This is a genomic window from Sphingopyxis terrae subsp. terrae NBRC 15098 (assembly GCF_001610975.1).
GTDB classification, from domain to species: Bacteria; Pseudomonadota; Alphaproteobacteria; order Sphingomonadales; family Sphingomonadaceae; genus Sphingopyxis; species Sphingopyxis terrae_A.
The window spans coordinates 2,732,825-2,759,543 of record NZ_CP013342.1; the positions used below are offsets into that span (position 1 = coordinate 2,732,825).

20 protein-coding genes are annotated in these 26,719 nt (G+C 65.2%); 11 read left to right on the forward strand and 9 right to left on the reverse strand.

Features of this window, described 5'->3' with window-relative positions:
* Positions 1–4: 4 nt before the first annotated feature.
* Entirely contained in the window at positions 5–3,115 is a 3,111-nt protein-coding gene (locus AOA14_RS13090) for a CHAT domain-containing protein (RefSeq protein ID WP_062902126.1), read from the reverse strand.
* A gap of 215 nt (positions 3,116–3,330) precedes the next feature.
* Between AOA14_RS13090 and AOA14_RS13095 the strand changes: the two genes are divergently transcribed.
* The 3 genes from AOA14_RS13095 to grxD are packed head-to-tail and all read left to right on the forward strand — an operon-like array spanning position 3,331 to position 4,295.
* A complete protein-coding gene (locus AOA14_RS13095; protein WP_062902127.1) occupies positions 3,331–3,657 on the forward strand; it encodes a DUF1476 domain-containing protein in 327 nt (108 codons plus the stop codon).
* A 26-nt stretch (positions 3,658–3,683) separates the two neighbouring features.
* Positions 3,684–3,917, forward strand: coding sequence for a BolA/IbaG family iron-sulfur metabolism protein (locus AOA14_RS13100; protein ID WP_062769264.1), 234 nt, complete (start codon positions 3,684–3,686; stop codon positions 3,915–3,917).
* Positions 3,918–3,965: 48 nt separating this feature from the next.
* Complete coding sequence (gene grxD / locus AOA14_RS13105) at positions 3,966–4,295, forward strand: Grx4 family monothiol glutaredoxin (protein WP_003039178.1); 330 nt, start codon at positions 3,966–3,968, stop codon at positions 4,293–4,295.
* A gap of 69 nt (positions 4,296–4,364) precedes the next feature.
* Here the strand turns inward: grxD and AOA14_RS13110 are convergent, their stop codons facing one another.
* Complete coding sequence (locus tag AOA14_RS13110; RefSeq protein ID WP_062902128.1) at positions 4,365–4,679, reverse strand: DUF2218 domain-containing protein; 315 nt, start codon at positions 4,677–4,679, stop codon at positions 4,365–4,367.
* 11 nt (positions 4,680–4,690) lie between these two features.
* Positions 4,691–5,257, reverse strand: coding sequence for a helix-turn-helix transcriptional regulator (locus tag AOA14_RS13115; RefSeq protein ID WP_062902129.1), 567 nt, complete (start codon positions 5,255–5,257; stop codon positions 4,691–4,693).
* Between the two features lie 452 nt (positions 5,258–5,709).
* Between AOA14_RS13115 and rplJ the strand changes: the two genes are divergently transcribed.
* Both rplJ and rplL read left to right on the forward strand, forming a co-directional pair.
* Entirely contained in the window at positions 5,710–6,225 is a 516-nt protein-coding gene (gene rplJ, locus AOA14_RS13120; RefSeq protein ID WP_003039169.1) for a 50S ribosomal protein L10, read from the forward strand.
* A gap of 56 nt (positions 6,226–6,281) precedes the next feature.
* Entirely contained in the window at positions 6,282–6,656 is a 375-nt protein-coding gene (gene rplL / locus AOA14_RS13125) for a 50S ribosomal protein L7/L12 (RefSeq protein WP_003039166.1), read from the forward strand.
* 138 nt (positions 6,657–6,794) lie between these two features.
* On the opposite strand, the gene AOA14_RS13130 is transcribed toward rplL, so the two are convergent.
* The 3 genes from AOA14_RS13130 to AOA14_RS13140 all read right to left on the reverse strand — a co-directional run bounded on the left by AOA14_RS13130 (position 6,795) and on the right by AOA14_RS13140 (position 9,792).
* On the reverse strand, positions 6,795–7,811 hold the full coding sequence (locus AOA14_RS13130) for a hypothetical protein (RefSeq protein ID WP_062902130.1): 1,017 nt from the start codon (positions 7,809–7,811) through the stop codon (positions 6,795–6,797).
* 151 nt (positions 7,812–7,962) lie between these two features.
* Entirely contained in the window at positions 7,963–8,289 is a 327-nt protein-coding gene (locus AOA14_RS13135) for a beta/gamma crystallin-related protein (protein ID WP_003039158.1), read from the reverse strand.
* Positions 8,290–8,349: 60 nt separating this feature from the next.
* Positions 8,350–9,792, reverse strand: coding sequence for an 8'-apo-carotenoid 13,14-cleaving dioxygenase (locus AOA14_RS13140; RefSeq protein ID WP_062902131.1), 1,443 nt, complete (start codon positions 9,790–9,792; stop codon positions 8,350–8,352).
* Between the two features lie 51 nt (positions 9,793–9,843).
* Between AOA14_RS13140 and AOA14_RS13145 the strand changes: the two genes are divergently transcribed.
* Both AOA14_RS13145 and AOA14_RS13150 read left to right on the forward strand, forming a co-directional pair.
* Complete coding sequence (locus tag AOA14_RS13145) at positions 9,844–10,464, forward strand: TetR/AcrR family transcriptional regulator (RefSeq protein ID WP_062902132.1); 621 nt, start codon at positions 9,844–9,846, stop codon at positions 10,462–10,464.
* Between the two features lie 91 nt (positions 10,465–10,555).
* On the forward strand, positions 10,556–12,355 hold the full coding sequence (locus tag AOA14_RS13150) for a sensor domain-containing diguanylate cyclase (protein WP_238929656.1): 1,800 nt from the start codon (positions 10,556–10,558) through the stop codon (positions 12,353–12,355).
* A gap of 66 nt (positions 12,356–12,421) precedes the next feature.
* On the opposite strand, the gene AOA14_RS13155 is transcribed toward AOA14_RS13150, so the two are convergent.
* Entirely contained in the window at positions 12,422–13,039 is a 618-nt protein-coding gene (locus AOA14_RS13155) for a hypothetical protein (protein ID WP_003039148.1), read from the reverse strand.
* Positions 13,040–13,449: 410 nt separating this feature from the next.
* On the opposite strand from AOA14_RS13155, the gene rpoB reads away from it, so the two are divergent.
* Both rpoB and rpoC read left to right on the forward strand, forming a co-directional pair.
* Positions 13,450–17,628, forward strand: a complete 4,179-nt coding sequence (rpoB, locus tag AOA14_RS13160) for a DNA-directed RNA polymerase subunit beta (RefSeq protein WP_058812019.1) — start codon at positions 13,450–13,452, stop codon at positions 17,626–17,628.
* A gap of 52 nt (positions 17,629–17,680) precedes the next feature.
* A complete protein-coding gene (gene rpoC, locus AOA14_RS13165) occupies positions 17,681–21,961 on the forward strand; it encodes a DNA-directed RNA polymerase subunit beta' (RefSeq protein ID WP_058812020.1) in 4,281 nt (1,426 codons plus the stop codon).
* Between the two features lie 116 nt (positions 21,962–22,077).
* Here the strand turns inward: rpoC and AOA14_RS13170 are convergent, their stop codons facing one another.
* Positions 22,078–22,773: a glutathione S-transferase N-terminal domain-containing protein gene (locus AOA14_RS13170; RefSeq protein WP_062902134.1), complete on the reverse strand. Its 696-nt coding sequence runs from the start codon at positions 22,771–22,773 to the stop codon at positions 22,078–22,080.
* The gene (locus AOA14_RS13175; protein ID WP_058812022.1) at positions 22,770–23,057 is read right to left on the reverse strand and encodes a chorismate mutase; all 288 of its coding nucleotides are present in this window, start codon (positions 23,055–23,057) and stop codon (positions 22,770–22,772) included. Before AOA14_RS13175 ends, AOA14_RS13170 begins: the two co-directional genes overlap by 4 nt.
* Before the next feature lie 104 nt (positions 23,058–23,161).
* On the opposite strand from AOA14_RS13175, the gene AOA14_RS13180 reads away from it, so the two are divergent.
* A complete protein-coding gene (locus AOA14_RS13180; RefSeq protein WP_003039135.1) occupies positions 23,162–24,175 on the forward strand; it encodes a polyprenyl synthetase family protein in 1,014 nt (337 codons plus the stop codon).
* A 7-nt stretch (positions 24,176–24,182) separates the two neighbouring features.
* Entirely contained in the window at positions 24,183–26,657 is a 2,475-nt protein-coding gene (gene hrpB, locus AOA14_RS13185) for an ATP-dependent helicase HrpB (protein WP_062902135.1), read from the forward strand.
* Positions 26,658–26,719 lie beyond the last annotated feature (62 nt).

The following is a 26,719-nucleotide window of genomic DNA, read 5'->3' on the forward strand; positions in this document are numbered from 1 at the left end:
CGGGTCAGCGCGCCGCGCGTCCGGTCGAAACTCCGGCGGCGGGGGCGGTGGCGGTCGTCGTGGGGAGGCCGTGCAGCAGCGGCTGCGCGCCGTCGCCGATGATCGCGAACCCGGCCCAATAATAGGGATGCGAGGTTTGCTGGTCGTTCATCAGCTGGCTTTGCGTCGTCCAGAGCGCGTCTGCGACGCTTTCGCCTTGCGGTGCGGCGAACAGGCCGCCGATCAGCCGCTTGGTTGCGTCGAAATCGTCGGGCGCCGGCCAATGGCTCGCGATGACCGAACGCCCCCCGGCGCCGATGAACGATCGGACCAGCCCGTCGAGCGCGCTGCCGCCGCCGCTGGCGACGCCGGCTTCGCGCGTTGCGGCGACCGAGGCGGCGCCTGCGGTATCGCACGCCGACAGGATCACCAGGTCAGCGTCGAGCTTCAGGTCGAAAATTTCCTGGAACGTGAGCAGGCCGTCCGAATCCTTGTCGCCGAACGAGGTGACGAGGGCAGGGCGCGCCGGGCAGGACGGCTTCGGCGCGGTGACGAGGCCGTGGGTCGCAAAATGGATGATGCGATAGTCGCTAAGATCGCCGCGCTCCTTGACCGCGGTATCGGTAAAGGCGCCGCCGGTGAGCAGGGTCGAGCTGTCGCGCCCGATGGTGCTGCTGGCGGTCACGAGCTCCGCCGCCGAGATCGGACGCGCCCATTGCGAGGCGCTCCACTGGCAGGTGCCGTCGACGCTGTCGCTCGCCGCGCCGCGGGTGCCGAGCGAGGGCAGGATGCCGCCGGCGAGCGGCAGATTTTCACCAAGGCCGAAATATTGCCGCCGCGCGGTCGACGGCGGCGCCTGGCGCGCGTTGCGAAAAGCGAGCGCCGATACTGCGGTGCTCGGCCGGGTCGAGCGCCCGAGCCAGGCGATGCCGCGCATGTCGAAGGGGTCGGCGGCGGGATCATTGACCCGCTGCTCATAGGCGGCGAGCCCGGTGTCGGAGGTGACGAGCAGGTTGACCGGCAGTTTCAGCATCGCGCCATCGGGTTCGAAGACAAGATGCTTGATCGCCGGCAGCCGGTCGGCGGCCGGGCCGAACAGCTGGACATAGAGTTTGCGTGCGGTGGCCGCGTCGAACGGATAAGTGACGCGGCGCCCGTTCTCGACCGTCGAAATCGTCGAGCGGATCGCATCAACGGCGTTTTCTAGGCCGTCGGCGTCGATGTCGGCGCGCCAGAGCTGGGCACTGCCGGGTTCGATCAGCATCGCATAGACGGCGTCGCCGACGACCAGCATCTTCAGATAGGCTTCGTCGGGGCGCAGTACCTGCTGCAATTCGCCGAGATCGAGCTTGCCCGACGATACGACGCGATATTGCGGGAACGCCGACAGCTTGGCGACGGTTTCGGCCTGCTGGAACGACAGATTGTCGATCTGCGTCTTCACATCGGCGAGCCGTGCAACGACCTCGCCGGTCGCGGGGAGCTGGATCAGTCGGGCTTCCTCGATCCGCGCGCGTTCGATGTCGCGATTGAGCGTCGTCGCCTGACGGAACAGCCGGGCGCCGTCGCCGTCGCCGCCCGACAGTTCGCGCGCCAGCACCGCCTGCGTATCGGCGACGCCGGGACGAACCTGGAGCTGGCTGGCGACGAAGAAATCGGCGATGGCGGCGGGGTCGGTCGGCGCGCGTGCCGCAAGCAGGCGGTAATAGGGCGCCATGATATTCGCCATGCCGGTCGACGACCGCTTCGTGTCGGCGAGCGCCTTTACCACCGCGTGATAGAGGGCGAGCGCCTCGTCGTCGCGGCCCTGGCGGGTCAGGAAGGCGGCGTAGCGCGCGCGCGCCGAAGCGAGCGCATTGGTTTCGGGATATTCGATCGCGAGCGCATCGACCGATTCGCGGAAGCGCGCATCCGCCGCGCCCATGTCGCCCAGTGCCTCTTCGGTCAGTGCAAGCTCGCCGAGCATCTGCGAACGCAGCCGGACGATCGAAGTGACACGCCCCTGCCGCACGGCCAGCGCGTCGGTCAGGCCCTTGAGCTGGAGTTGCTTGGCGGTCTTCGCATCGCGGCGGAGGCGATCGACGGTGCCGAGCAGATGCGTCGCCTGTGCGTCGATGATCTGCGCCCGCTCGAGCGGGCTCAGACGCTCGCTGTCCGATGTCTGGCGGATGGCGCGGGCGTTGCTGCCGCTGTTGACTCCGGCGGTGATCGCAGGGGTCAGCGTGACGCTGTCGTTGGCGGTTTCGATCGATGCGGTGGTCGGCGGCACCGGACGCTGCAGGATTTCGGCGGCGCGCGCATAGTCGCGCTGGTTGAGCGCATCGATCGCCTGAAAATTGCGCCGCAGCCGCAATTGCACGGGGTCGCTCGTCGGGATCGCATCGACTTCGGCGAACAGGCGCGCGGCTTCAGCAAATTCGCCGAGGTTCGATTTCTGGAGCGCGCGGTTAAGCGTGAATTCGCTCGGGTCGATGTCGCCGGTCGACGCATCGTTCGCGGTGCGGCGCGACAGCGCTTCGAAAAATTCGGCCGCTTCGGCATAGTCGCCGCTGTGGTTGCGGCGATAACCTTCGGCGAGCGCCCGGTCGAGGTCGATCGTGCCGGCGAGCGTGCGCGCGAAGCCTTCGTCGCCGCCGCCGACCGATGTGGTCGCGACCTTGATGACGCCCGGTGCGACCTTGTGCTGGCGGATCGACTGGAGCGCGAGAGTCAGCGCGTCGCCATAAGCGGCAAAGCCTTCGGCGGTGTAGGCGGTGGCGCCGTCCATTTCGATGCGGCTCGCCCATTCGACGCTGCTGCCCTTGATCGTGCAGCGACCGTCGGCCCCGCAGACGATGTTCGGATCGCGCGCCGCTGCCAGCCGCTGCGCCGCGTCGGCTTCGCTGGCACGCAGCGCGCGGATATAGCCGACGGGCTGGCTCGCATCGCGGCAGACGATCACCCAGGCGCGGTCGAACATGCCCTTGACGACGGCGTCGCGGACCGTCGCCTGCACCTCGCACAGCGAGCCGCCCTGGCTGCCGATCGAAAAGCTGTCGCGGAGCGTCGGGTCTTCGCCTTGCGCCCAGGCCGGGACAGGCGCCGATGCGGCGAGCAGCGCCAGCAAGGACAGGCGAAACGCAGGTCGTACAGTCATCACGAATTCCCCCAGGGTCACGACATCGGGCACCTGGCCATCTGGTTTGGCGGCAAGGCGCAGTCTGTTGCTGCGGTACGACCCATTCCCGTTGCGGCGGACCCTAAACCCCTTGTGGCGAAAAGGGAAGTGATCTGCCGCACAGGCGGCTTGCGCGCCGGGGCGCGGCCACCTATCTGCCATCCCGACAGGGTCAATTTCCAAAAGAGGGTGAAATGAGCGGATTCGACGATCGTGAACGGGCTTTCGAGGCGAAGTTCGCCCGCGACCAGGAGGTGCAGTTCCGCATCACCGCACGCCGCAATCGCCTGCTCGGCGAATGGGCCGCCGAGCGCATGGGGCTGACGCCCGAGGAAACCGACGCCTATGCCAAGGCGGTCGTGCAGGCCGATTTCGAGGAAGCCGGCGACGAGGATGTGATCCGCAAGCTGGCCGGCGACCTGACTGCCGCCGCGGTGGAGATCAGCGACGCCGAAATCCGCTCGATGCTCAACGAAAAGACGGCCGAGGCGCGCCGCCAGTTCATCGACGCGCAGAGCTGATCGCGGAATCGGGCGGGACATCCGGCATGGGCATGCGCGAATCCGATTTGCGGGCGATGATCGAGGCGGCGCTTCCCGACGCGGAGGTGACGATTACCGATCTTGCCGGCGACAATGATCATTATGCGGCGCATATCGTCAGCGAATCCTTTCGTGGATTGAGCCGCGTTGCGCAGCACAAGGCGGTCTATGCCGCGCTCGGCGGGCGCATGGGCGGCGAACTTCACGCCTTGCAATTGACCACCGCCATCCCTTCATAGGGGTATGACCCCAATGCGGCGCGCCCGCGCCCGTGCCGGAGACCTGTTATGACCGAAGCCACCCACGACCGCATTGCCAAGCTGGTCGCCGACAATCCCGTCCTGCTCTTCATGAAGGGCACGCCGCTTTTCCCGCAGTGCGGCTTTTCGTCGCGCGCCATTGCGATGCTCGACCGGCTCGGCGTCGAATATGCCAGCGTCGATGTACTGCAGGACATGGAAATCCGGCAGGGCATCAAGGAATTTTCGGACTGGCCGACGATCCCCCAGCTCTATGTGAAGGGCGAATTCGTCGGCGGCAGCGATATCATGATGGAAATGTGGGAAGCCGGTGAGCTGCATCAGCTCGTCAACGGTCTTCCCGCGCGCGCCGACTGACATAATGCGAACCATCGGTTGACCGGCCGGGCCGGCGGTATTGACCGCCGGCCCAGGTCGTTCTCGTGTCTATTGCCAGTCGAAGCGCAGGGGCGCTTCGCGAAAGGCGAAGCGGTCGAGGTGGCGCGCAACCGCGCCCTTCACTGCCTCGAGCTGGCCCTCGGCGCTCGCATCGATGCGAACCGACAGCCTTGCTTCGCCGGCGTCGAACGTCACGAGCCCGTCGCCCGGCCAGTCCGCCCCGCGCGCGTCGCGCGGAAAGGTGACGGTGCCGTGATCGGCGGTGAAGGTGACCGCCAGATTATGCTGCCAATGCTTGCAGAGCTGCTGCAGATATTTGCTCGCATGCGCCGTGGGGACCTGTGCGGTAGCGCTATGGGCCATCTGAGCCTCCATCAAAGCCGCTCGATCTTTTGCGCCGCCTCGTCGATCCGCGCCACAATCTCGTGGAGCGTCGCTTCGTCGAGGTCGCGGTCGCGCAGCCGGTTCATCAGTACGGCGCGCAAATTGCCCATCGCCCGGCGCACCGAAGCGCTGTCTGTGCGCTGCTGCTCATCGCCGATCGCCGCCAGCCGCGCCAGCAGTTCGTCGATGAGCGCGGCGTTGGCGTCGAGTTCGGCCTGACCCTCCGGCGTAATCGCGAACAGCTTCTTGGCGCCCTCGCTGTCGGCGGCGGCAATCTGGCCCATGTCGTCGAGCAGGGTGAGGGTGGGGTAGATCACGCCGGGGCTGGGCGCATAGGCGCCGCCCGTCAGTTCCTCGATCCGCCGGATCAGGTCGTAGCCGTGGCGCGGTTCGTCGGCGATCAGCCGCAGCAGGACGAGGCGCAATTCGCCGCTGTCGAACATCCGGCGGCGCCGGCCGCGGCCCTCGTCATCGTGGCCGTGACGGCCGCCGAATCCGCGCCCGCGGCCGAAGCCGGGTCCGAATCCGCGCCCGCCGTGGCGCATCCCATGGCGCATGCCGCATCCGCGATCGCCTCTATGTCCATGAAAGTACATGTCTTTATCCTTTAGACTGTTTTTAGATAGCTCTAAGATATATCTTAAATGAAATTGCGCAAGGGGATTTGCGCGATTTTGTGCGCGAACGCCCTGCGGCGGGTCCGGCTATTTTCCTTGACTCGCGGCGGCTCGCCGCTATTAAGCGCCCCCGTGTTGTCAGGGTTTCGATCCTGGCAATTCCGTCCGAGACAGTTGGTGCGGGGGATTTGCCCCGCTTAATTTCCAGCCTAGACGGGGAACAGTCTTTTTCGGTCGCCCGCCTGTATCCAGGCGCCCGCGGCTTGACCGACCCCATCGGACATCGCCACGCAACGGACAGGCGGGATGCGTCCCTTCTGGCCTTTGCGTTCGTTAGCCGCCCGGCGGCGCGCCCTGTTGCGCGCATCCGGGCACAGAGTGGAGAAACAGGCATGGATCGTGCTCAAAAAGCCGATGCCGTATCCTCGCTGAATGCTACGCTGTCGAATGCGGCTTCGGTTGTGATCGTTCGCAACCTTGGTCTTACCGTCGCCCAGTCGACGGTGCTTCGCCAGCAGATGCGCGACGCGGGCGCGAGCTTCAAGGTCGCGAAGAACCGCCTGGCCAAGATCGCGCTCGAAGGCACGCCCTACACCGGCATCAGCGATTATCTGACCGGTCCCACGGCTATTGCCGCTTCCACCGATGCGGTGGCGGCTGCGAAGATCGCCGTGGAATTTGCCAAGACCAACGACAAGCTTGAAATCGTTGGCGGCGGCATGGGGGATGTTGTCCTCGACGTGGAAGGCGTGAAGGCGCTCGCTTCGCTGCCGTCGCTCGACGAGCTGCGCGGCACGCTTATCGGCCTGCTTCAGGCTCCGGCCACCAAGGTTGCCCAGATTGCGGCAGCCCCGGCTGGTCAGCTGGCGCGGGTCTTTGGTGCCTATGGCGCCAAGGAAGCGGCATAAACCCTACCTACCCTTACCAATTCACCGGGCTATCCCGGTTCTGATGGAGAATGAAAATGGCTGATCTTGCTAAGATCGTTGAAGACCTGTCGGCGCTGACCGTTCTGGAAGCTGCTGAACTTTCGAAGATGCTCGAAGAAAAGTGGGGCGTTTCGGCCGCCGCTGCTGTCGCTGTTGCCGCTCCGGCTGCTGGCGCTGGCGCTCCGGCTGCTGAAGAAAAGGACGAATTCGACGTCGTCCTGACCGGCGACGGTGGTCAGAAGATCAACGTCATCAAGGAAGTCCGCGCGATCACCGGCCTGGGCCTGGGCGAAGCTAAGGCGCTCGTCGAAGGCGCGCCGAAGGCCGTCAAGGAAGGTGTCAACAAGGCCGAAGCCGAAGACATCAAGAAGAAGCTGGAAGCTGCCGGCGCGACCGTCGAACTCAAGTAAGTTCGCTGTCGTTCGCAGCGGTTGCCGCCGGCTCCCGGCGGAACCATGGCGACAAGAAAAAGGGCGGTGCCTTGCGGCGCCGCCCTTTTTCCTTGCGCGACGAACAAATTTGGCGCGCGCGGCTAGTCAGCCTCTGGCTCAGCCCTTGGCGAAACCGGGGCGCAGGCCCGGGCGCGCGGGGCGGATATCGGGACGATGCACGTCCTGCTGCGCCGGGGCCGGTTCGGGATGCTGGGCGATATCCCACGCGCTGGCCGGCTGGCGGCGCATATCCTTCTGTTCAGCGAGCAGCGCATCATAGTCCATCCGTTCGCGGCGGTCATAGAAGCGCGCGCGCTTCAGCCGCTTCTTGAGCGTCAGGAAGGGATTGTCCTCGCTCGGGCCGGCCATGGCCAGCGCCTCATGACGGCCCATGCTGCCGTGCGGCGCGGTGGCGAATGCGGGCGTCGAACGCGGTTTGGCGGGAGGTGCCGTGAAGACGGGCGTGCGCGTGATTTCGGGCGCAGAGGCCGTGATGACGTCTTCGTAGCGCGTGTTCTCGACAATTAAGTCGGCGCGGCGGCGACGCATCAAGGCGAACGCTGCGCCGCCAGCGAGCAGCAGCGCTGCGGCACCGCCTGCGATTTCCCAGGGGAAGGCGTCGCCGCCCGCGTCGGCGGGCTGTGCGACCATAGGATCTGCGGGTTCGGCGACCGGCGTCGCAAGCGGCGGCGTCAGCGCGCTATCTTCGGCGAGCGTCGATGCGGTTGCGGTAGCCGGTTCGGCTGGTTCGGTTGCGGGGCTCGCCGGGGCGGCCCCGGGCTCGCGGGTCCGCTCGGCCGGTGCGGCTTTCGCCTGACGTTCGGCGCGCGGCGCAGGGGCGGCCTCCGCCTGCGGTTCGGCGACCTTCGGCGTTGCTTCGGTAGCTGGGGGCGCGACGTCGAGCGGCACGCGGATGAACGGCGCAGGTGCGGGCGTCGCAGGCTGCGTCGTCTGCGGAGCCGGTGCGGCGACCGGTGGCACCATCACAACCGGCGGCGCGACGGGTTCGGGCGCCATCGCGGGGGGCGTGGTTTCGGCCGGCGCGGTCTGCGCAAAGGCGGCCGGGGTGGACAGGACCAGGAACGCGGCCATCGCGCTCGTGGCAGGGCGGAGGAGGGGGAGCTTCTTCGTCATAGTGAAAGGAAAACGAACCGCGCGTGAAAAGCGCTGCCAAATGACAGCGCTTTTCACGACGAGCCGTGGCGGCCCGGCGATTGGACGAAGAATTTTGGCGTCTAGTGCTGGACTTTACATGTACGACAAGCACCATTTGCCGCTTCTCTGCTTAATCTCCTGCGGCTTTGATCAAGCGCGCGGACTGCAGCATTGCCTTACCTATACCGGTTTCGTCTGCCGAGAGGGTCAGGCAGTTGCCCTTGTATTTAGGCTTATCGCATACCTCCCAGACGTCGCCGGGAAAGACGGCTATGCTGCCGACAAGGAAATCATGCCCCAAGCTGGGATTATCTTTGGCAATGCGATAGGATTCGCCGTCGAACTTTTGACCCTTGAAAAGGGTGAGCGTCCCTTTGAGCGTCTTCGCATTCTCGTCGGCCGCGACGGGCGACGAGAGGAACGCCAAGACGGCAAACGCGGCTGCAAAGTGCTTCATGTCTGTCTCCTTTCCCCAATCAATGTGGAAATGACTCCGCCGCGTCAACCGCTGGCCGTCCTAATCGGCGACCCAATTGCCGTGAAAGCCGGGGGGGATCCGGTGCGGCAGATGGATCACCGCTTGCGGCGCGCCGGTAAAATCGTCGGCGTTGAGGATGACGAGCTCGCTCGTTTCCTTGTTCATGTCGACGATCAGGCCGATCAGCCAGCCGTCATCTTCGGCGCCCGCGGCGCTGCGCGGCACGAAGACGAACTCACCGGGGTGGCGGCCGGAGCCGAAATCGCGGGCTTCGGTCGTGCCTTTTTCCAGATCGTGACGAAAGAGCCGGGTATCGGCGATCGCCATTTCGACCGCGCCATCGCCCGGAATGGCGACGCTGTAGATATAGCGATAGGGGCGGGTGGTCAGCCGTTCGTCGTAGCGCGGAAATTCCTGCGGATGATCGTGTACAACTGCGCGCGTCGTCGTTCCCGCCGCCGGGTCGATCGTCCAGCGTTCCATGCGCGACCGTTCGCTGTCGGGGCCGCGCTTCGAGCGTGCGAACATCGTGTCGTGCGCGACGACATCGACGACGACCTTGCCGTCGGCGGTTTCGAACGCATTGGCGGGGTGAAAGACATAGCAGGGATCGACCGGCACCCACACCACCTCGTCGCCGCGGCCTTTCCTGGGGAGGAGGCCGACGCGCGCCGGATGGGCTTCGTTCCACGCATAGGGAAAGCGATAGCCCGCAAGCAGCGACTTCATCGAAAAGGTGACCGGCAGATCGAACACCAGCACGTAATTTTCGGTGATGGCGCAGTCGTGGATCGACGGACCGTCGCTCACTGCAACCGCTTCCTCGCGGATCACCTGCGCCTTGTCGTCGAGTACGACGTGCCAGACCTTGTTCATTTCGTCGCCGCGGTAGGTGATCGCATGCGTCTCGCCGGTGAGCGGGTCATGATGCGGGTGCGCCGTATAGGGGCCGGCGAGCGTGCCATCAAAGGGGTTGTGGGCGATCGTCGCGAGTTGATCGTCGAGCTCGACAGGCTTGCCGCCCGCCTCGACGATCGCGAAGGTGCGTCCCGCCAATCCGACGACATTGGTGTTGGGGGCATCGAAGCCGTCGGTGCGCGCGCCGGGCGGGATCGGCTCGCCGAGCTTTGCGCACGCCTCGGTCCCGCGCACCCAGCGATTGCGGTACCAGTGGGCCTGGCCGCCGCCTATACGCAGACCGTGGACCATGCCGGCGCCCGTGAACCAGTGATAGCTCGCGGGATCGGGGGGGAGAGCCGGGTTGGGGCCATTGCGCAGATAACGGCCCGAAAGCGCCGCGGGAATGTCCCCGTCGACGCGCAGGGCTTCGATCGTCAGTTCCTCGGTCATCGGTTTGTGGATGCCGGTCAGATAGGGATGCGCGTCGGTGGGGCGGGGCAGGCGCTTGCGGTTGAAATCGGCGACCTTGCCTATGCCTTTGGTGACCGCGCCGCGGATCAGCGTTTCCATATTGCTCGCCATGCCCTTCTCCTTTCGCTTGCGCGACCGACTCGCGATGTTTACAGTGCAAACATGATCGACGAAGATAACAGTGTCAACATAGAAAATGCCGATGCGGGGGCGACGCCGCGTGGCAAGGGCTATCATCATGGCGACTTGCGCGCCGCGGTGATCGCCGCCGGGATGAAGCGGCTGACCGAGGGCGACGATGCCGAGCTTGGCCTGCGCGCGCTGGCGCGCGACGTCGGGGTCAGCGCGACCGCGCTTTACCGGCATTTCCCCGACAAGGAGGCGTTGCTCGACGCGCTGGCCGACGAAGGATTGCGGCGGCTGGGGGCGTTGCAGGCGCAGGCGTGGCTCAAGGCGGGCGGCGGTAAGGCGGGCTTTCTTGCGATCGGTATCGCCTATGTCCGCTTTGCGCACGAAGACCCCGCTATCTTTCGGCTCAGCTTCACGCGCCAGATGCCCGAACGCTATCGCGAAGCGGGGACCGATGGCGGCGAAACCGCCTTCAACCTGCTGCGCGTCGGGGTGTCGCAGGCGCTGCCGCAGCTCGATGCGCCCGACGTCGCGGCGCTCCACGCCTGGTCATTGGTGCACGGGCTGGCAATGCTGATTCTCGACCGCCGGATCGAATGGGACGAAGCGCGGGTCGAACAGGTCGTCGCAATGACTTTCGGCGGGTTCGACTAACGCGATGATTTGCAGAGATTTCGCGCCCGTTCCCGGCTAAACAGGTGGCGATGTTAGCCATTTGTTTTCCAGTTTTTGCCAGAAAACGGGCATGACGCGGACACTCCCCCCACGAGTAGAAGCGACGTTCTGGTCGCTGCTGATGGCGCTTGGCTATTTCATGCTCGCCAGCCTGTCGCTGCATGCGACGAAGGGGGAGGACAATATCGCCGCGATCTGGCCGCCGAGCGGCTATTTCCTGGCGTTGCTGCTGTTGATGCCGGGGCGCGCACGACCGGCGGCGATCGGCGCCGCAGCGGCGGCCAGCCTTGCCGCGAACATGCTGAGCGGGGCGCCCTTCCTGATGGCGGCGATTTTCACGCTCGCCAATTCGGTCGAGGCGGGGCTCGCCTTCTGGATCGTTCGCCGCCGCGAGGGCGAGGACCTCTCGTTCATGGTGCCGCGCGCCGTCCCCAGCTTCTGCCTTGCGGTGATCGTGGCCAGCATGGCCAGTGCCTTGATCGCGGGGGGCGGTACGATGCTGGCTTTCGGCGGCATCGGCCTCGACTTCTTCCTCTCGTGGATGACGACCGTGGCGCTCGGCATGCTGATCGTGGCGCCGCCGTTGATCATGCTGACGCGGCTTGTCGCGTCGAAAGCGCTCGACAATGCGACGATGCGCATGAAGATCGAAGCGATCGCAGTGCTGGCGCTTGCGGCGCTGATCACCGCGGTCAGCTTCGAACAATCGCATTTTCCGGCGACATTCCTTCCGGTCATCGCGGTGATCGTCGCCGCCTATCGCGTCGGTCCGTTCGGCGCCGCGGCCGGCATGCTCATCATCGCCGGCATCGCGGCCTGGCTGACCGGGCAGGGGCACGGGCCGGTCGCGGCGATGGAGGCCAGCGTCAAGGAGCAGGTCTTCTTCCTGCAATTCTATCTGCTCGCGCTTCAGTCGACCGCGCTGCCGCTCGCTGCATCGCTCGTCGTCCAGCGCCGGCTCGCCAAACGGCTCGAGCAGAGCAATCGCTGGCTGGTGCAGGCCGAAGCGGCTGCGCTGGTGGGCCATTGGCGCGTCGATCTGATGCGCTGGACGATCCACTGGTCGGACCAGACCTATCGCATCCACGGGCTGGAACCCGGCGCGCCGGTCAGCGTGACGACCAGCGTCGAGCAATATGTCGAAGAGGATCAGCCCGCGGTGAGGGCGATATTGGAAGAGGCGGTGCGCACCGGCGAACCCTTCGAATATCAGGGACGGATCATCCGCGCCGACGGCGCGATACGCTATGTCAAATCGCACGGTTCGATCGAGCGCGGGCGCGGCGGGCGCAGCGTCGGCATTTTCGGTACAGTGCAGGATGTCACAGCAACGGTCGAAAATGCCCGCAGCCTGGAAGCCGCGCGCAGCATCGCCGAGGAAGCCGCGAACACCGACATGCTCACTGGGCTGCCCAACCGGCGCTCGACACTCGCGCTGCTCAATCGCGCCTTGCTGGCGGCAGGCGAGGGCCGGACGCAACTCGCAGTGGCGATTTTCGACATCGATCATTTCAAGCAGATCAACGATCGTCACGGTCATGCAGTGGGCGACGAGGTCATCCGCTGGGTGGGGCAGCGCGCGAAGGCTACGCTGCGCGAAGAGGATGTCGTCGGCCGCTATGGCGGCGAGGAATTTGTGTGCATCTTTCAGGGGCCGAGCGCCCGGTCGGCGGAACTGGTCGCCGAGCGCATTCGGGCGTCGATCGAAAAGGCCGATGTCGAGGCCGAAGGCCCGGCGCATGTCACGATCAGCATCGGCCTTGCGGCCTATGCCGCCGACGCCAGCGTCGAGGAATTGCTGCACCGCGCCGACAAGGCGCTCTATCTCGCCAAGCGCGAAGGGCGCAACCGGCTGCGCATGGCGGCCTGATCCGCGGACAAAAAGAAGGGCGCGAGGGATGTCCCTCGCGCCCACCTTTAACCAATCGCGCTGCGATCAGTTGGCTTCTTTTGCCGTCGCTTCCGCGGGCGCCGGATCGGCTGCCGCTTCGGCGGTCGCCGCGGGCTGCGCTGCAGCCTTGGCTTCGGCAATCGCCGCCGCAAACTGCTCGGCGGTGAAGCTCGTGGCCAGACCCTGCTGCGACTGGAAGAAAGCCGACTTCGGCAAGCGCATGTCGCCTTCGGCGGTCGTCAGCACGACGGCGTCGGCTTCGACAACCTTGACCTTGCCAACGATAGCGGTGCCCTTGGCGCTGCGGATGTCGGCGCCGGGGACGAGCGCGGCGTTCAGCGCCGCGGTGGCGGCGGCGGCCTGCTGGTCGAGCCAGGCGGTGAGCTGTTCGAGGGTCAGCGTGATCGCCGGGCCCTTGTCGGTTTCCATGAACGACGTCTTGGGCAGTGCGACCGACTTGCCATCGACAGTGATGACGACGTTGGGGTCGGCGACACTGGCAATCGGGCCGATCGCCTTGCCGGCCGAGTCATAGACCGTCGTGCCGGGCGCGAGGTTGATGGTCGGCGCCGCGGCGGGCGCGCTCTGCGCGAATGCCGGCGCGCCAGCGGCCATTGCGAGGCCGAGAGAGAGGGACGTGACAATGCCTGCGATCTTGCGCATAGCTTCTTTTCTCCTTGGTGGTTTTCGGATTGACATGGACCTTGAACGCATGCCGCGACGCGAAGGCCATGCCAAAGCTGCCGAACCGTGGCAGAGCCGCGACGAAGCGAGCCGCGGCGCGCAATCGGCACGGAATATTCGCTGCGGGGCGACGTCATGGAGCCGGCGGGCCTGATGCAAAGCTTATATTGGGGGACGACAATTGACAGTGGCGGGGCCCGATCCTATATTCGCCTCACACCTTTCCGTCCGGGAAGCGGCCTGACTTTGCGCAGCAGGCGGCACGAATAGGGCGGTCGGGATTTCGAGATGCGTTGGAAAGCTGCGGTAAACCGGCAACGGTTGCCTGCGGCTTTTTTGCGTCTCTATCGCGCTCGCGAGTCGAATTTTTACAGGCGAGACAATCCTTTATGGCGACCAAGGCGAAGTCGGTGGGCAAGGCCCTCGAAGCAACCGCAACCAAGCGAATCCGCAAGCTGTTCGGCAATATCCACGAAGCCGTGGAAATGCCCAACCTCATCGAGGTGCAGCGCGAATCCTATGAACAGTTCCTGCGTTCCGATCCGTCGGTCGGTTACGTCTCGGGCCTTGAAAAGACGCTGCGCAGCGTGTTTCCGATCCGCGACTTTGCCGGGACCGCGGAGCTGGACTTCGTCCATTACGAGCTCGAAGAGCCCAAATATGACGTCGAGGAATGCCGTCAGCGCGGCATCACCTATGCAGCGCCGATGAAGGTTACGCTGCGCCTGATCGTCTTTGAAGTCGACAGCGAAACCGACACGCGTTCGGTTCTCGATATCAAGGAGCAGGACGTCTACATGGGCGACATGCCGCTCATGACCGAGAACGGCACCTTCTTCATCAACGGCACCGAGCGTGTCATCGTCAGCCAGATGCACCGTTCGCCGGGTGTGCTGTTCGACCATGACCGCGGCAAGACCCACTCGTCGGGCAAATATCTCTTTGCCGCGCGCGTCATTCCGTATCGCGGTTCGTGGCTCGATTTCGAATTCGACGCCAAGGACATCGTCAACGTCCGTATCGACCGCAAGCGCAAGCTTCCGGTGACCAGCCTGCTGTATGCGCTGGGCATGTCGGGCGAAGAAATCCTGAACTTCTTCTACGACCGCATGATCTTCGAACGTGCGGCCGATGGCTGGAAGATTCCGTTCGTCCTCGAAAACTGGCGCGGCGCGAAGCCGGCGTTCGATATCGTGGACGCCAAGACCGGCGAAGTCGTGTTCGCTGCCGGCCACAAGATCAGCCCGCGCCTTGCCAACAAGGCGGCGAAGGACGGTCTTGAAACGCTGCTGATCCCGACCGAGGAAATCTTCGGCCGTTACAGCGCCTATGACCTGATCAATGAATCGACCGGCGAGATCTACATCGAAGCCGGCGACGAAGTGACCGCGGAAAATCTGGAAAAGATGGACGCCGCCGGCATCGACAAGCTGGTGCTGCTCGACATCGACCACAACAACACCGGTCCGTGGATCCGCAACACGCTGAAGGCCGACAAGGCCGAGGATCGCGATCAGGCGCTGAGCGACATCTATCGCGTCATGCGCCCCGGCGAACCGCCGACGCGCGAAACCGCCGACGCGCTGTTCGCGGGCCTGTTCTTCGATCCCGAACGCTATGACCTGTCGGCGGTGGGCCGCGTCAAGCTCAACATGCGCCTCGGCCTCGATGCAGAGGACACGGTGACGACGCTGCGCAGCGAGGACATCCTCGCCGTGGTCAAGGAACTGGTGAACCTGAAGGACGGCAAGGGCGAGATCGACGATATCGACAATCTCGGCAACCGCCGCGTCCGTTCGGTCGGCGAACTGCTCGAAAACCAGTATCGCGTCGGCCTGCTGCGCATGGAGCGTGCGGTCAAGGAGCGCATGTCGTCGGTCGACGTCTCGACCGTGATGCCGAACGATCTGATCAACGCGAAGCCGGCGGTTGCTGCGGTGCGCGAATTCTTCGGCTCGTCGCAGCTTTCGCAGTTCATGGACCAGACCAACCCGCTGTCGGAAGTCACCCACAAGCGCCGCGTCTCGGCGCTCGGGCCGGGCGGTCTGACCCGCGAACGCGCGGGCTTCGAAGTCCGCGACGTCCATCCGACGCACTATGGCCGTATCTGCCCGATCGAAACGCCGGAAGGGCCGAACATCGGTCTGATCAACAGCCTCGCGACGTTCGCGCGCGTCAACAAATATGGCTTCATCGAAACCCCGTACCGCCGCGTCGTCGACGGCAAGGTGACGAGCGAAGTCGTCTATCTGTCGGCGATGGAGGAATCGAAGCACACGGTCGCGCAGGCGAACGCCGATCTCAACCCCGACGGCAGCTTCGTCGAGGAGCTGATCTCGGCGCGTGAAGCCGGCGAATTCCTGATGGCGCCGCGCGAACAGATCACGCTGATGGACGTGTCGCCGAAGCAGCTGGTTTCGGTTGCGGCCTCGCTCATTCCGTTCCTGGAAAACGATGACGCCAACCGCGCGCTGATGGGATCGAACATGCAGCGTCAGGCCGTGCCGTTGTTGCGGGCCGAAGCGCCCGTCGTCGGTACCGGCATGGAAGGCACCGTCGCACGCGATTCGGGTGCGGCCATCGCGGCACGCCGCGGCGGCATCATCGACCAGGTCGATGCGACGCGTATCGTCATCCGTGCGACCGACCTTGTCGAACCCGGCAAGTCGGGCGTCGACATCTATCGCCTCCAGAAGTTCCAGCGGTCGAACCAGAACACCTGCATCAACCAGCGTCCGCTGGTGAAGGTGGGCGACGTGATCCGCACCGGCGACATCATCGCCGACGGTCCGTCGACCGAGCTAGGCGAACTGGCGCTCGGCAAGAATGTGCTCGTCGCGTTCATGCCGTGGAACGGCTACAATTATGAGGACTCGATCCTCATTTCCGAACGCATCGTGAAGGACGACGTCTTCACCTCGATCCACATCGAGGAATTCGAAGTCACCGCCCGCGACACGCGCCTCGGGCCGGAGGACATCACGCGCGACATTCCGAACGTCGGCGAAGAAGCGCTCCGCAACCTCGACGAAGCGGGCATCGTCTACATCGGCGCCGAAGTCGGCCCGGGCGACATCCTGGTCGGCAAGATCACGCCGAAGGGCGAAAGCCCGATGACGCCCGAAGAAAAGCTGCTGCGCGCCATCTTCGGCGAAAAGGCCAGCGACGTGCGCGACACCTCGCTTCGCTTGCCGCCTGGCGTGTCGGGTACGGTCGTCGAAGTCCGCGTCTTCAACCGTCACGGCATCGACAAGGATGAACGCGCGATCGCGATCGAACGCGAGGAAATCGAGCGTCTGAAGCAGGACGCCGACGACGAGCGCGCGATCCTCAACCGCGCGACCTTCTCCAGCCTCAAGGAACTGCTGGTCGGCCAGGCCACCAGCGCAGTGCCCAAGGGCATGAAGAAGGGCGACGTGCTGACCGAAGATCAGCTCGCCGAACTCGATCGCGGCGACTGGTGGAAGCTCGCGGTCGTCGACGACAAGGCGCAGGCCGCGCTCGAAGCGATCAAGGCGCAGTATGACGACGCGATCAAGCGGATCAACGCGAAGTATGAAGACCGCGTCGAAAAGCTGCAGCGCGGCGACGAACTCGCGCCGGGCGTGCTCAAGATGGTCAAGGTCTTCGTTGCCATCAAGCGCAAGCTGCAGTCGGGCGACAAGATGGCCGGCCGTCACGGGAACAAGGGTATCATCAGCCGCATCCTGCCGATCGAGGACATGCCGTTTCTCGAAGACGGCACGCATGTCGACGTGGTGCTCAACCCGCTGGGCGTGCCGTCGCGTATGAACGTCGGTCAGATCCTCGAAACGCACCTCGGCTGGGCATCGCGCGGTTTCGGCCGCCAGATTACCGCGGCGCTCGAAGATTGGCGTGCGGCAAACCCGAACCCCGAAGCGGGCGCGCCGCCCGAAGCGGTACGTGAGGCGCTGCTCACCGCCTATGGCGACGATTATGCCGACGACATCAAGGGTCGCAGCAATGATCAGATTGTCGAGATGGCGGGCCACCTGTCGCTCGGTATTCCGTTCGCGACGCCGGTGTTCGACGGCGCGCGCGAAGGCGATGTGTCGACGATGCTGGAACGTGCCGGTCTCGACCGGTCGGGTCAGGTCGATCTGTACGACGGCCGCACGGGCGATCGTTTCGACCGTAAGGTGACGGTGGGATATATGTATATCCTGAAGCTCCATCACCTGGTCGACGACAAGATCCACGCGCGCTCGATCGGGCCGTACAGCCTCGTCACCCAGCAGCCGCTGGGCGGTAAGGCGCAGTTCGGCGGCCAGCGCTTCGGTGAAATGGAAGTGTGGGCGCTCCAGGCTTATGGCGCCGCCTACACGCTGCAGGAAATGCTGACGGTGAAGTCGGACGACGTGATCGGCCGCACCAAGGTTTACGAAGCGATCGTCAAGGGCGACGACACCTTCGAGGCAGGCATTCCCGAAAGCTTCAACGTGCTCGTCAAGGAAATGCGCTCGCTGGGCCTCAACGTCGAACTGTCGTCCTATACGGACGAAGACGACAAAGATGGTCCGGACGCTCTTCCCGAAGCCGCCGAATGATTTTCCTCACCCCCTTCCGCCGGCGGTGGAGGGGGAAGAGTGGAGCTAGAATATGAACCAGATTACCAACTTCATGAACCCGGTCGCGAAGCCCGAAACCTTCGACATGATCAAGATCGGCATCGCGAGCCCGGAGCGCATCCGCTCGTGGTCGTTCGGTGAGATCAAGAAGCCCGAAACGATCAACTACCGCACGTTCAAGCCCGAACGCGACGGCCTGTTCTGTGCGCGCATCTTCGGTCCGATCAAGGATTATGAATGCCTGTGCGGCAAGTACAAGCGCATGAAATACAAGGGCATCGTCTGCGAAAAATGCGGTGTCGAAGTCACGGTGACCAAGGTCCGCCGCGAGCGCATGGGCCATATCGAGCTCGCCGCGCCCGTCGCGCACATCTGGTTCCTGAAGTCGCTGCCCTCGCGCATCGGCCTGCTGCTCGACATGCAGCTCAAGCAGCTTGAGCGCGTCCTCTATTTCGAAGCCTATATCGTTCTCGAACCCGGCCTGACGCCGCTCGAGAAGTTCCAGCTTCTGACCGAGGACGAACTGCTCGACGCGCAGGACGAATATGGCGAGGACGCCTTCTCGGCCGGCATCGGCGCCGAGGCGATCCGCGTGCTCCTCGAAGGGCTCGACCTCGAACAGGAACGCGTCGATCTGATGGAAGAGCTGGCGACGACCAAGTCGGAGCTGAAGCCCAAGAAGATCATCAAGCGTCTGAAAGTCGTCGAAAGCTTCATCGAATCGGGCAACCGTCCCGAGTGGATGATCCTCGAAGTCATTCCGGTCATCCCGCCCGAACTGCGCCCGCTGGTGCCGCTCGACGGCGGCCGCTTCGCGACGTCGGATCTCAACGACCTGTATCGCCGCGTCATCAACCGTAACAACCGTCTGAAGCGCCTGATGGAGCTGCGTGCGCCGGACATCATCGTCCGCAACGAAAAGCGCATGCTGCAGGAAGCCGTCGACGCGCTGTTCGACAACGGCCGCCGCGGCCGTACGATCACCGGTGCCAACAAGCGTCCGCTGAAGTCGCTCAGCGACATGCTCAAGGGCAAGCAGGGCCGCTTCCGTCAGAACCTGCTCGGCAAGCGCGTCGACTATTCGGGCCGTTCGGTCATTGTGACCGGTCCGGAACTCAAGCTGCACCAGTGCGGCCTGCCGAAGAAGATGGCGCTCGAGCTGTTCAAGCCGTTCATCTATGCGCGCCTCGACGCCAAGGGTCTGTCGATGACCCTCAAGCAGGCGAAGAAGTGGGTCGAAAAGGAACGCAAGGAAGTCTGGGACATCCTCGACGAAGTCATTCGCGAGCACCCGGTCCTGCTGAACCGCGCCCCGACGCTCCACCGCCTCGGCATCCAGGCGTTCGAACCCGTGCTGATCGAGGGCAAGGCGATCCAGCTTCACCCGCTGGTCTGCGCCGCGTTCAACGCCGACTTCGACGGCGACCAGATGGCCGTGCACGTCCCGCTGAGCCTCGAAGCGCAGCTGGAAGCGCGCGTGCTGATGATGTCGACCAACAACATCCTCAGCCCCGCGAACGGCAAGCCGATCATCGTTCCGTCGCAGGACATGGTCCTCGGCCTCTATTATCTGTCGATGGAACGCGAAGGCGAACCGGGCGAGGGCATGCTGCTGGCCGACATGGCCGAAGTACACCAGGCGCTTTACACGGGCGCGGTTACGCTGCACTCGAAGATCACCAGCCGCGTTCCGCAGACCGACGAAGCCGGCAATGAATATCTGCGCCGCTTCGAAACAACGCCGGGCCGCATGCTGATCGGCGAATGCCTGCCGAAGTCGCACACGGTGCCCTTCGACGTCGTCAACCGCCTTCTGACCAAGAAGGAAATCGGCGACGTGATCGACCAGGTCTATCGTCACACCGGCCAGAAGGAGACAGTGCTGTTCGCCGACGCGATCATGGCGCTGGGCTTCCGCCACGCGTTCCGCGCCGGCATCTCGTTCGGCAAGGACGACATGATCATCCCCGACGCCAAGGAAAAGCTGGTCGACGAGACCCGCGCGCTGGTGAAGGATTTCGAGCAGCAGTATCAGGACGGCCTGATCACGCAGCAGGAAAAGTACAACAAGGCGATCGACGCCTGGTCGCAGTGCGGTGACAAGGTCGCGAACGCGATGATGGACGAAATCCGGGCGACGCCGAAGCTCGACGACGGCCGGCTTGCTCCGGTCAACTCGATCTACATGATGGCGCACTCGGGCGCGCGTGGTTCGCCGGCGCAGATGAAGCAGCTTGCCGGCATGCGCGGCCTGATGGCCAAACCGTCGGGCGAGATCATCGAAACGCCGATCATCTCGAACTTCAAGGAAGGCCTGACCGTTCTCGAGTATTTCAACTCGACCCACGGTGCCCGTAAGGGTCTCGCCGACACCGCGCTCAAAACGGCGAACTCGGGTTACCTGACCCGCCGTCTGGTCGACGTGTCGCAGGATTGCGTTGTGATCGAGGATGATTGCGGTACGACCCGCGGCATGGAAATGCGCGCGATCATCCAGGGCGGTTCGACGATCGCCTCGCTGGGCGAGCGCATCCTGGGCCGCACGACGCTCGAGGATGTTGTCGACAAGGACGGCAATGTCATTGCCCCCGTCGGCACGCTGCTCGACGAACCCACGGTCGCCAAGATCGAGGAAGCCGAAGTGCAGGCGGTAAAGATCCGCTCGCCGCTGGTCTGCGAAGCCAGCCTGGGCGTCTGCGCCAAATGCTACGGCCGCGACCTTGCGCGCGGTACGCCGGTGAACATCGGCGAAGCGGTAGGCGTCATCGCGGCGCAGTCGATCGGTGAACCGGGCACGCAGCTGACGATGCGGACCTTCCACATCGGCGGTGCTGCGCAGGTCAACGAACAGTCGAACCTTGAAGCGATTTCGGACGGCACGATCGAATATCGCGACATGGAAACGATCGTCGACCAGCGCGGTCGCCGTCTGGCGCTGTCGCGTTCGGGCGAAATCGCGGTCATCGACAGCGAAGGCCGCGAACGCGCGACGCACAAGCTGCCCTATGGTGCGCAGATCATGCACAAGAATGGCGAGAAGGTGAAGAAGGGCGACCGGATTGCCGAATGGGATCCGTTCACCATGCCGCTCATCACCGAAAAGAACGGCATCGTGAAATATCAGGATCTGGTCGATGCCAAGACGCTGACCGAACAGGTCGACGAAGCGACAGGTATCGCCCAGCGCGTCGTGATCGAATATCGCACCACCGGCCGCGGCAAGAAGGAAGACCTTCAGCCGCGCCTGACCCTGCTCGACGATGCGTCGGGTGAAGCCGCGCGCTATCTGCTCGCGGTCGGCACGATGATCTCGGTCGAAGACGGTCAGGAAGTGAAGGCGGGCGACGTTCTGGCCCGTGTCACCCGCGAAGCGTCGAAGACGCGCGACATCACCGGCGGTCTGCCGCGTGTTGCCGAGCTGTTCGAAGCGCGCATTCCGAAGGACAATGCGGTCATCGCAAAGCTTTCGGGCCGCATCGAATTCGTCAAGGATTACAAGGCGAAGCGCAAGATCGCGATCGTTCCGGAAGAGGGCGATGCGGTCGAGTATCTGATCCCGAAATCCAAGGTGCTCGAAGTGCAGGAAGGCGACTATGTGAAGCGCGGCGACGCGCTGATCTCGGGCTCGCCGAACCCGCACGACATCCTCGACGTGATGGGTGTCGAAGCGCTGGCCGAATTCCTCGTCGCGGAAATCCAGGAGGTCTACCGACTGCAGGGCGTGAAGATCAACGACAAGCACATCGAGGTGATCGTTCGCCAGATGCTGCAGAAGGTCGAGATCACCGACGGCGGCGACACCACGCTGCTGCCGGGCGAACAGCTCGATTATCTGGAGATGATGGAATATAACGCCAAGCTGCCGAAGAACGGCAAGCCCGCCGAAGGGCGCCCGGTTCTGCTGGGCATCACCAAGGCGAGCCTGCAGACGCGCAGCTTCGTCTCGGCGGCATCGTTCCAGGAAACGACCCGCGTCCTCACCGAAGCGTCGGTGCAGGGCAAGGTCGACTCGCTGATGGGCCTCAAGGAAAACGTCATCGTCGGCCGCCTTATCCCGGCGGGTACCGGCGCGGCGATGAACCGCATCCGCGTCACCGCCTCGTCGAAGGACGCGGCGCTGCGTGCCGCCATGCGCGCCGCCAATGAAGCGCATCTCATCGCGCCGCAAACCGCGGCCGAAGAGCATGCCGCCGAACTGGCGCAGGGCCCCGAAGCGGCGATGGGCGACGATCCGCTCGGCGCGGTCGAAGGGGAAACCCACGGCACCGACGCCGATGCCGGCGATTATCTGATCCAGAGCGACGAGGACTAAGTCCTCGCGCCCTGGGGCTGCAGATACGCCACCGAAGAAAAGCCCCACCGGAGCGATCCGGCGGGGCTTTTTCTTTATCCTTGAGGGTTTCTGCGGGGATGCCGCCTGCGCCGCTATCAGCTCGCGCCGACCTCCAGCCCGCGCTGGACGGCCGGGCGCGCAAGGCCGCGGTCGAGCCATGCCTGCACATGTTTGAAGCGATCGAAACCGACGATGTCGGCCGCATCATAGAAACCGATCAGGTTGCGCACCCATCCGAGCATCGCGATGTCGGCGATACTGTAATCGGCGTCCATCACCCAGCTCCGGCCGTCGAGCCGCGCGTCGAGGACGCCGAGCAGCCGCGCCGATTCCGCCGCGTAGCGATCGCGCGGGCGCTTGTCCTCATAGTCGCGACCCGCGAATTTGTGGAAGAAGCCGAGCTGGCCGAACATCGGTCCCATGCCGCCCATCTGCCACATCACCCACTGGATCGCTTCGTAACGCCGGTTCGCCTCGGCGGGTAGAAACTGGCCGGTCTTGTCGGCGAGATAGATCAGGATCGCCCCCGATTCGAACAGCGCCAGCGGGGTGCCGTTCGGTCCGTCGGGATCGTAGATCGCGGGAATCTTGCCATTCGGATTGAGCGCCAGAAAGGCCGGGTCATGGCTTTCGTTGGCCATGATGTCGATGCGATGCGCTTCATAGGGCAGGCCGCATTCCTCGAGCATGATGCTGGGCTTGACTCCGTTCGGGGTCGGCGCGGTGAAAAGCTGCAGCCGCTCGGGATGCTGTGCGGGCCATTTGGCGAAGATGGGATGTGCAGCGGTCATGCGCCGGCCTCCCGCTTCAGATGTTCGTGGTGGCGGATCACCTCGTCGATGATGAAGCGCAGGAATTTTTCGCTGAATTCGGGATCGAGGTCGGCCTCGCGCGCCAGCGCGCGCAGCCGTTCGACCTGCCGTGCCTCGCGGTCGGGGTCGGCGGGGGGCAGGTCGATCTTCGCCTTGAGTTCGCCGACCGCCTTCGTCACCTTGAACCGTTCGGCGAGCATGTAGACGAGCGCTGCGTCGATATTGTCGATGCTCTGGCGGTAGCGGCTGAGTTGATCGTCCATGCGCGGCTCCTCTTGCGTCGGGCACGCTTGGCACCCGCGGGGGGCGGGTGGCAAGCCGAAAGTCGTTGCAAAATTGCAGGCGCACGGCCAAGGCAGCCCGTGTCATGACTGCCGAAATCCATCAGCTCCACGGCGACCGTCCGCCCTCGCTCGATCCGATGATGGCGCTTGTCGCCGCCGACATGAACGAGGTGAATTCGGTCATCCTCGACCGGATGCAGTCCGAAATTCCGCTCATTCCCGAACTCGCCGGACATCTGATCGCGGGCGGTGGCAAGCGGATGCGCCCGATGCTGACGCTCGCCTGCGCGCAGTTGCTCGACTATCCCGGGCGCCGCCATTGCAAGCTCGCCGCCGCGGTCGAATTCATCCACACCGCGACCCTGCTCCACGACGATGTCGTCGACGGATCGGACCTGCGCCGCGGGCGCAAGACCGCCAACATCATCTGGGGCAACAGCGCGTCGGTGCTCGTCGGCGATTTCCTGTTCGCGCGTTCGTTCGAACTGATGGTCGAGGACGGCTCGCTCAAGGTGCTCAAGATCCTCAGCCATGCTTCGGCGGTGATCGCGGAAGGCGAAGTGAACCAGCTTTCGGCGCAGCGCCGTGTCGAAACCAGCGAGGACCAATATCTCGCGATCATCAACGCCAAGACCGCCGAACTGTTTGCCAGCGCGTGCAAGATCGCCGCGGTCGTTGCCGAGCGCGACGAGGCGACCGAGGCAGCGCTCGACGCATACGGCCGCAATCTGGGCATCGCCTTCCAACTCGTCGACGATGCGATCGACTATGTTTCGGACGCCGAAACAATGGGCAAGGGCGTCGGTGACGATTTCCGCGACGGCAAGGTCACCCTGCCGGTCATCCTCGCTTACGCGCGCGGCAGCGCCGAAGAACGCGAATTCTGGAAGCAGGCTATCGTCGGCCACCGCGCTTCGGACGACGATCTCGCCTATGCGACCTCGCTCCTGCTCAAGCACGACACGATCGCCGACACGCTGGCGCGCGCGCGGCATTATGGTCAGCGCGCGGTCGATGCCATCGGCGGCTTTCGCAGCAGCCAGGCCAAGGCGGCGCTGACCGAAGCCGTCGCCTTTGCGGTCGCCCGCGCCTATTGAGGCGGCGATGACGACCGCCGGGCCCTTCCTGCCCATCGACGCGGTGCTGCCCGACATCATGGCGGCGCTGCTCTTGAAGCCCAACGCCGTCGTCGTCGCGCCGCCGGGCGCGGGCAAGACGACGCGCGTCGCGCCGGCCTTGCTGCGCGAGCCATGGTGCAAGGGCGCGGTGTGGCTGCTCTCGCCCCGGCGCCTCGCGGCGCGGGCGGCGGCCGAGCGCATTGCCGAGGAAATGGGCGAAGCGGTCGGCGGGACGGTCGGCTATGCGACGCGGCTCGACAGCAAGCAGTCGGCGGCGACGCGCCTTCTGGTGATGACGCCGGGGCTGTTCCGCAACCGCATTCTTGCCGATCCTGAACTGCAAGGCGTGTCGGCGGTGTTGTTCGACGAAGTCCACGAACGCAGCCTCGACGGCGATTTCGCGCTCGCGCTCGCAATCGATGCGCAGCAGGGGCTGCGCGACGATCTGCGGCTCGTCGCAATGTCGGCGACGCTCGACGGCGCGCGCTTCGGAGCGCTGCTCGGCGATGCGCCGGTGGTCAAGAGCGAAGGCAAGAGCTGGCCGCTTGATCTGCGCCATATCGGGCGCCGCGCCGAGGATCGGCTGGAAGCGAGCGTGCTTGCGGCGGTGCGTCAGGCGCTGGCCGATGAGAAGGAAGGCGACATGCTCGCCTTTCTGCCCGGCGCCGCCGATATCGAGCGCGCAGCGGCGGCGGTCGAGGCGGCGGGTCTGCCGCTTGTCGTCCACCGGCTCCATGGGCAGATCGACCCTGCGATGCAGCGCAAGGCGCTGGTGCGCGATCCCGGCGGCGCGCGCAAGCTGATCCTCGCGACGAGCATTGCCGAAACCAGCCTGACCATCGACGGGGTGCGAATCGTGATCGATGCCGGCCTGTCGCGGCGTCCGCGCTTCGACAAGGCGGCGGGTATCGCGCGACTGGTCACCGAACGCGCGAGTCAGGCGTCGGCGACGCAGCGCGCGGGGCGCGCGGCGCGGCAGGGGCCGGGGGTTGCCTACCGGCTGTGGGAGGCGGCGGCGACCGCCGGGATGCCGCCCTTCGATCCGCCCGAAATCCACGAGAACGACCTGATGCCCGTGGTGCTCGACTGCGCGAGCTGGGGGATCGTCGACCCGCGCCAGCTCGGTTGGCTCGATCCGCCATCGCCCTCCGCCATCGCCGAGGCGAAGGCGCGGTTGCAGGCGATCGGTGCGCTGGGCGACGATGGACGGATTACCGAGCATGGCAAGGCGCTCGCGGCGGTGCCGCTGCCGGTCCCGCTCGCGCATATGCTACTCGACGCGGCGGCGGCGGGCGAGGGCGATCTGGCAGGGGAACTGGCGGTCCTGCTGACCGAGCCGGGCCTCGGCGGCCGCGGCGCCGATGTCGAGGCACGGCTGGGGCGCTGGCGCGGCATCAGGGGCGAGCGTGCCGAGGGTGCGCGGCGGCTCGCGCGACGGCTTGCCGGGGTTGGCGGGCGATTGGCGTCCGGCCCGCGAACGGACGAAACACGCTCGATCGGCGGCTGGATCGCCACCGCCTGGCCCGACCGCGTTGCGCGCCAGCGGGCCGGCCAGCGCGGCGAATATCTCAGCGTCGGGGGGCGGGCCTACAAGATCGATCCCGTCGACCCGCTCGCCAATGCCGAATGGCTCGCCATCGCCGATGCGCAGGGCCATGCCGCCGGCGTCCGCATCCTCGCCGCTGCGCCGATCGCGGCGGCCGAGGTCGAGGCGATCTTCGCCGATCGCATCGTCCAGCAGAGCGCCAGCGTCTATGATGCCGCGAACGACCGTGTTGATCACCGGCGCGAGCGGCGACTAGGCGCGATCGCGCTGTCGAGCGGCAAGGCCGGGCGCGATGCGGGGGCGGAGGATGATGTGGCGGTTCGGCTTGCCGCGGTTCGCGACAAAGGGCTGGGGCTGATCGGCTGGGGGCCGGCGGCGCAGGCGCTGCGCCAGCGGGCGTCCTTCGCCGGGCTCGACGCGCTGTCGACGGGTGCGCTCGCCGACAGCCTCGACCTGTGGCTTGAACCGTTGCTCGATGGCGCGCGCGGGCTGCGCGATATTGGCGATCGCCGGCTTACCGATGCGCTGATGGGGTTGCTCGACTGGCCGGCGCGGCAATTGCTCGAAAAGCTCGCTCCCGCCGATTACACCACCCCTGCCGGCAGCCGTCATGCGATCGATTATGGCGCCGAGGGCGGCCCGACGGTCAGCGTGCGGGTGCAGGAAATGTACGGGCTGGCGCGCCATCCGACCGTCGGCGATCCGCCGATACCGCTTGTCCTGGCGCTAACCTCGCCCGCGCACCGTCCGATCCAGACGAGCCGCGACATCGCGTCGTTCTGGAGCGGAAGCTGGCGCGAGGTCGCGAAGGAAATGCGCGGCCGCTATCCCAAGCATAGCTGGCCCGACGATCCGGCGACCGCGCGCCCGACGTTGCTGACCAAGGCGGCACAGGCGCGGCGCGATGCGCAATAGCCCCCTTTTCGCGGCGCGACAGAGCCGCTAAGGCGACGGCATAGCAATCCAGTCAGGGACTC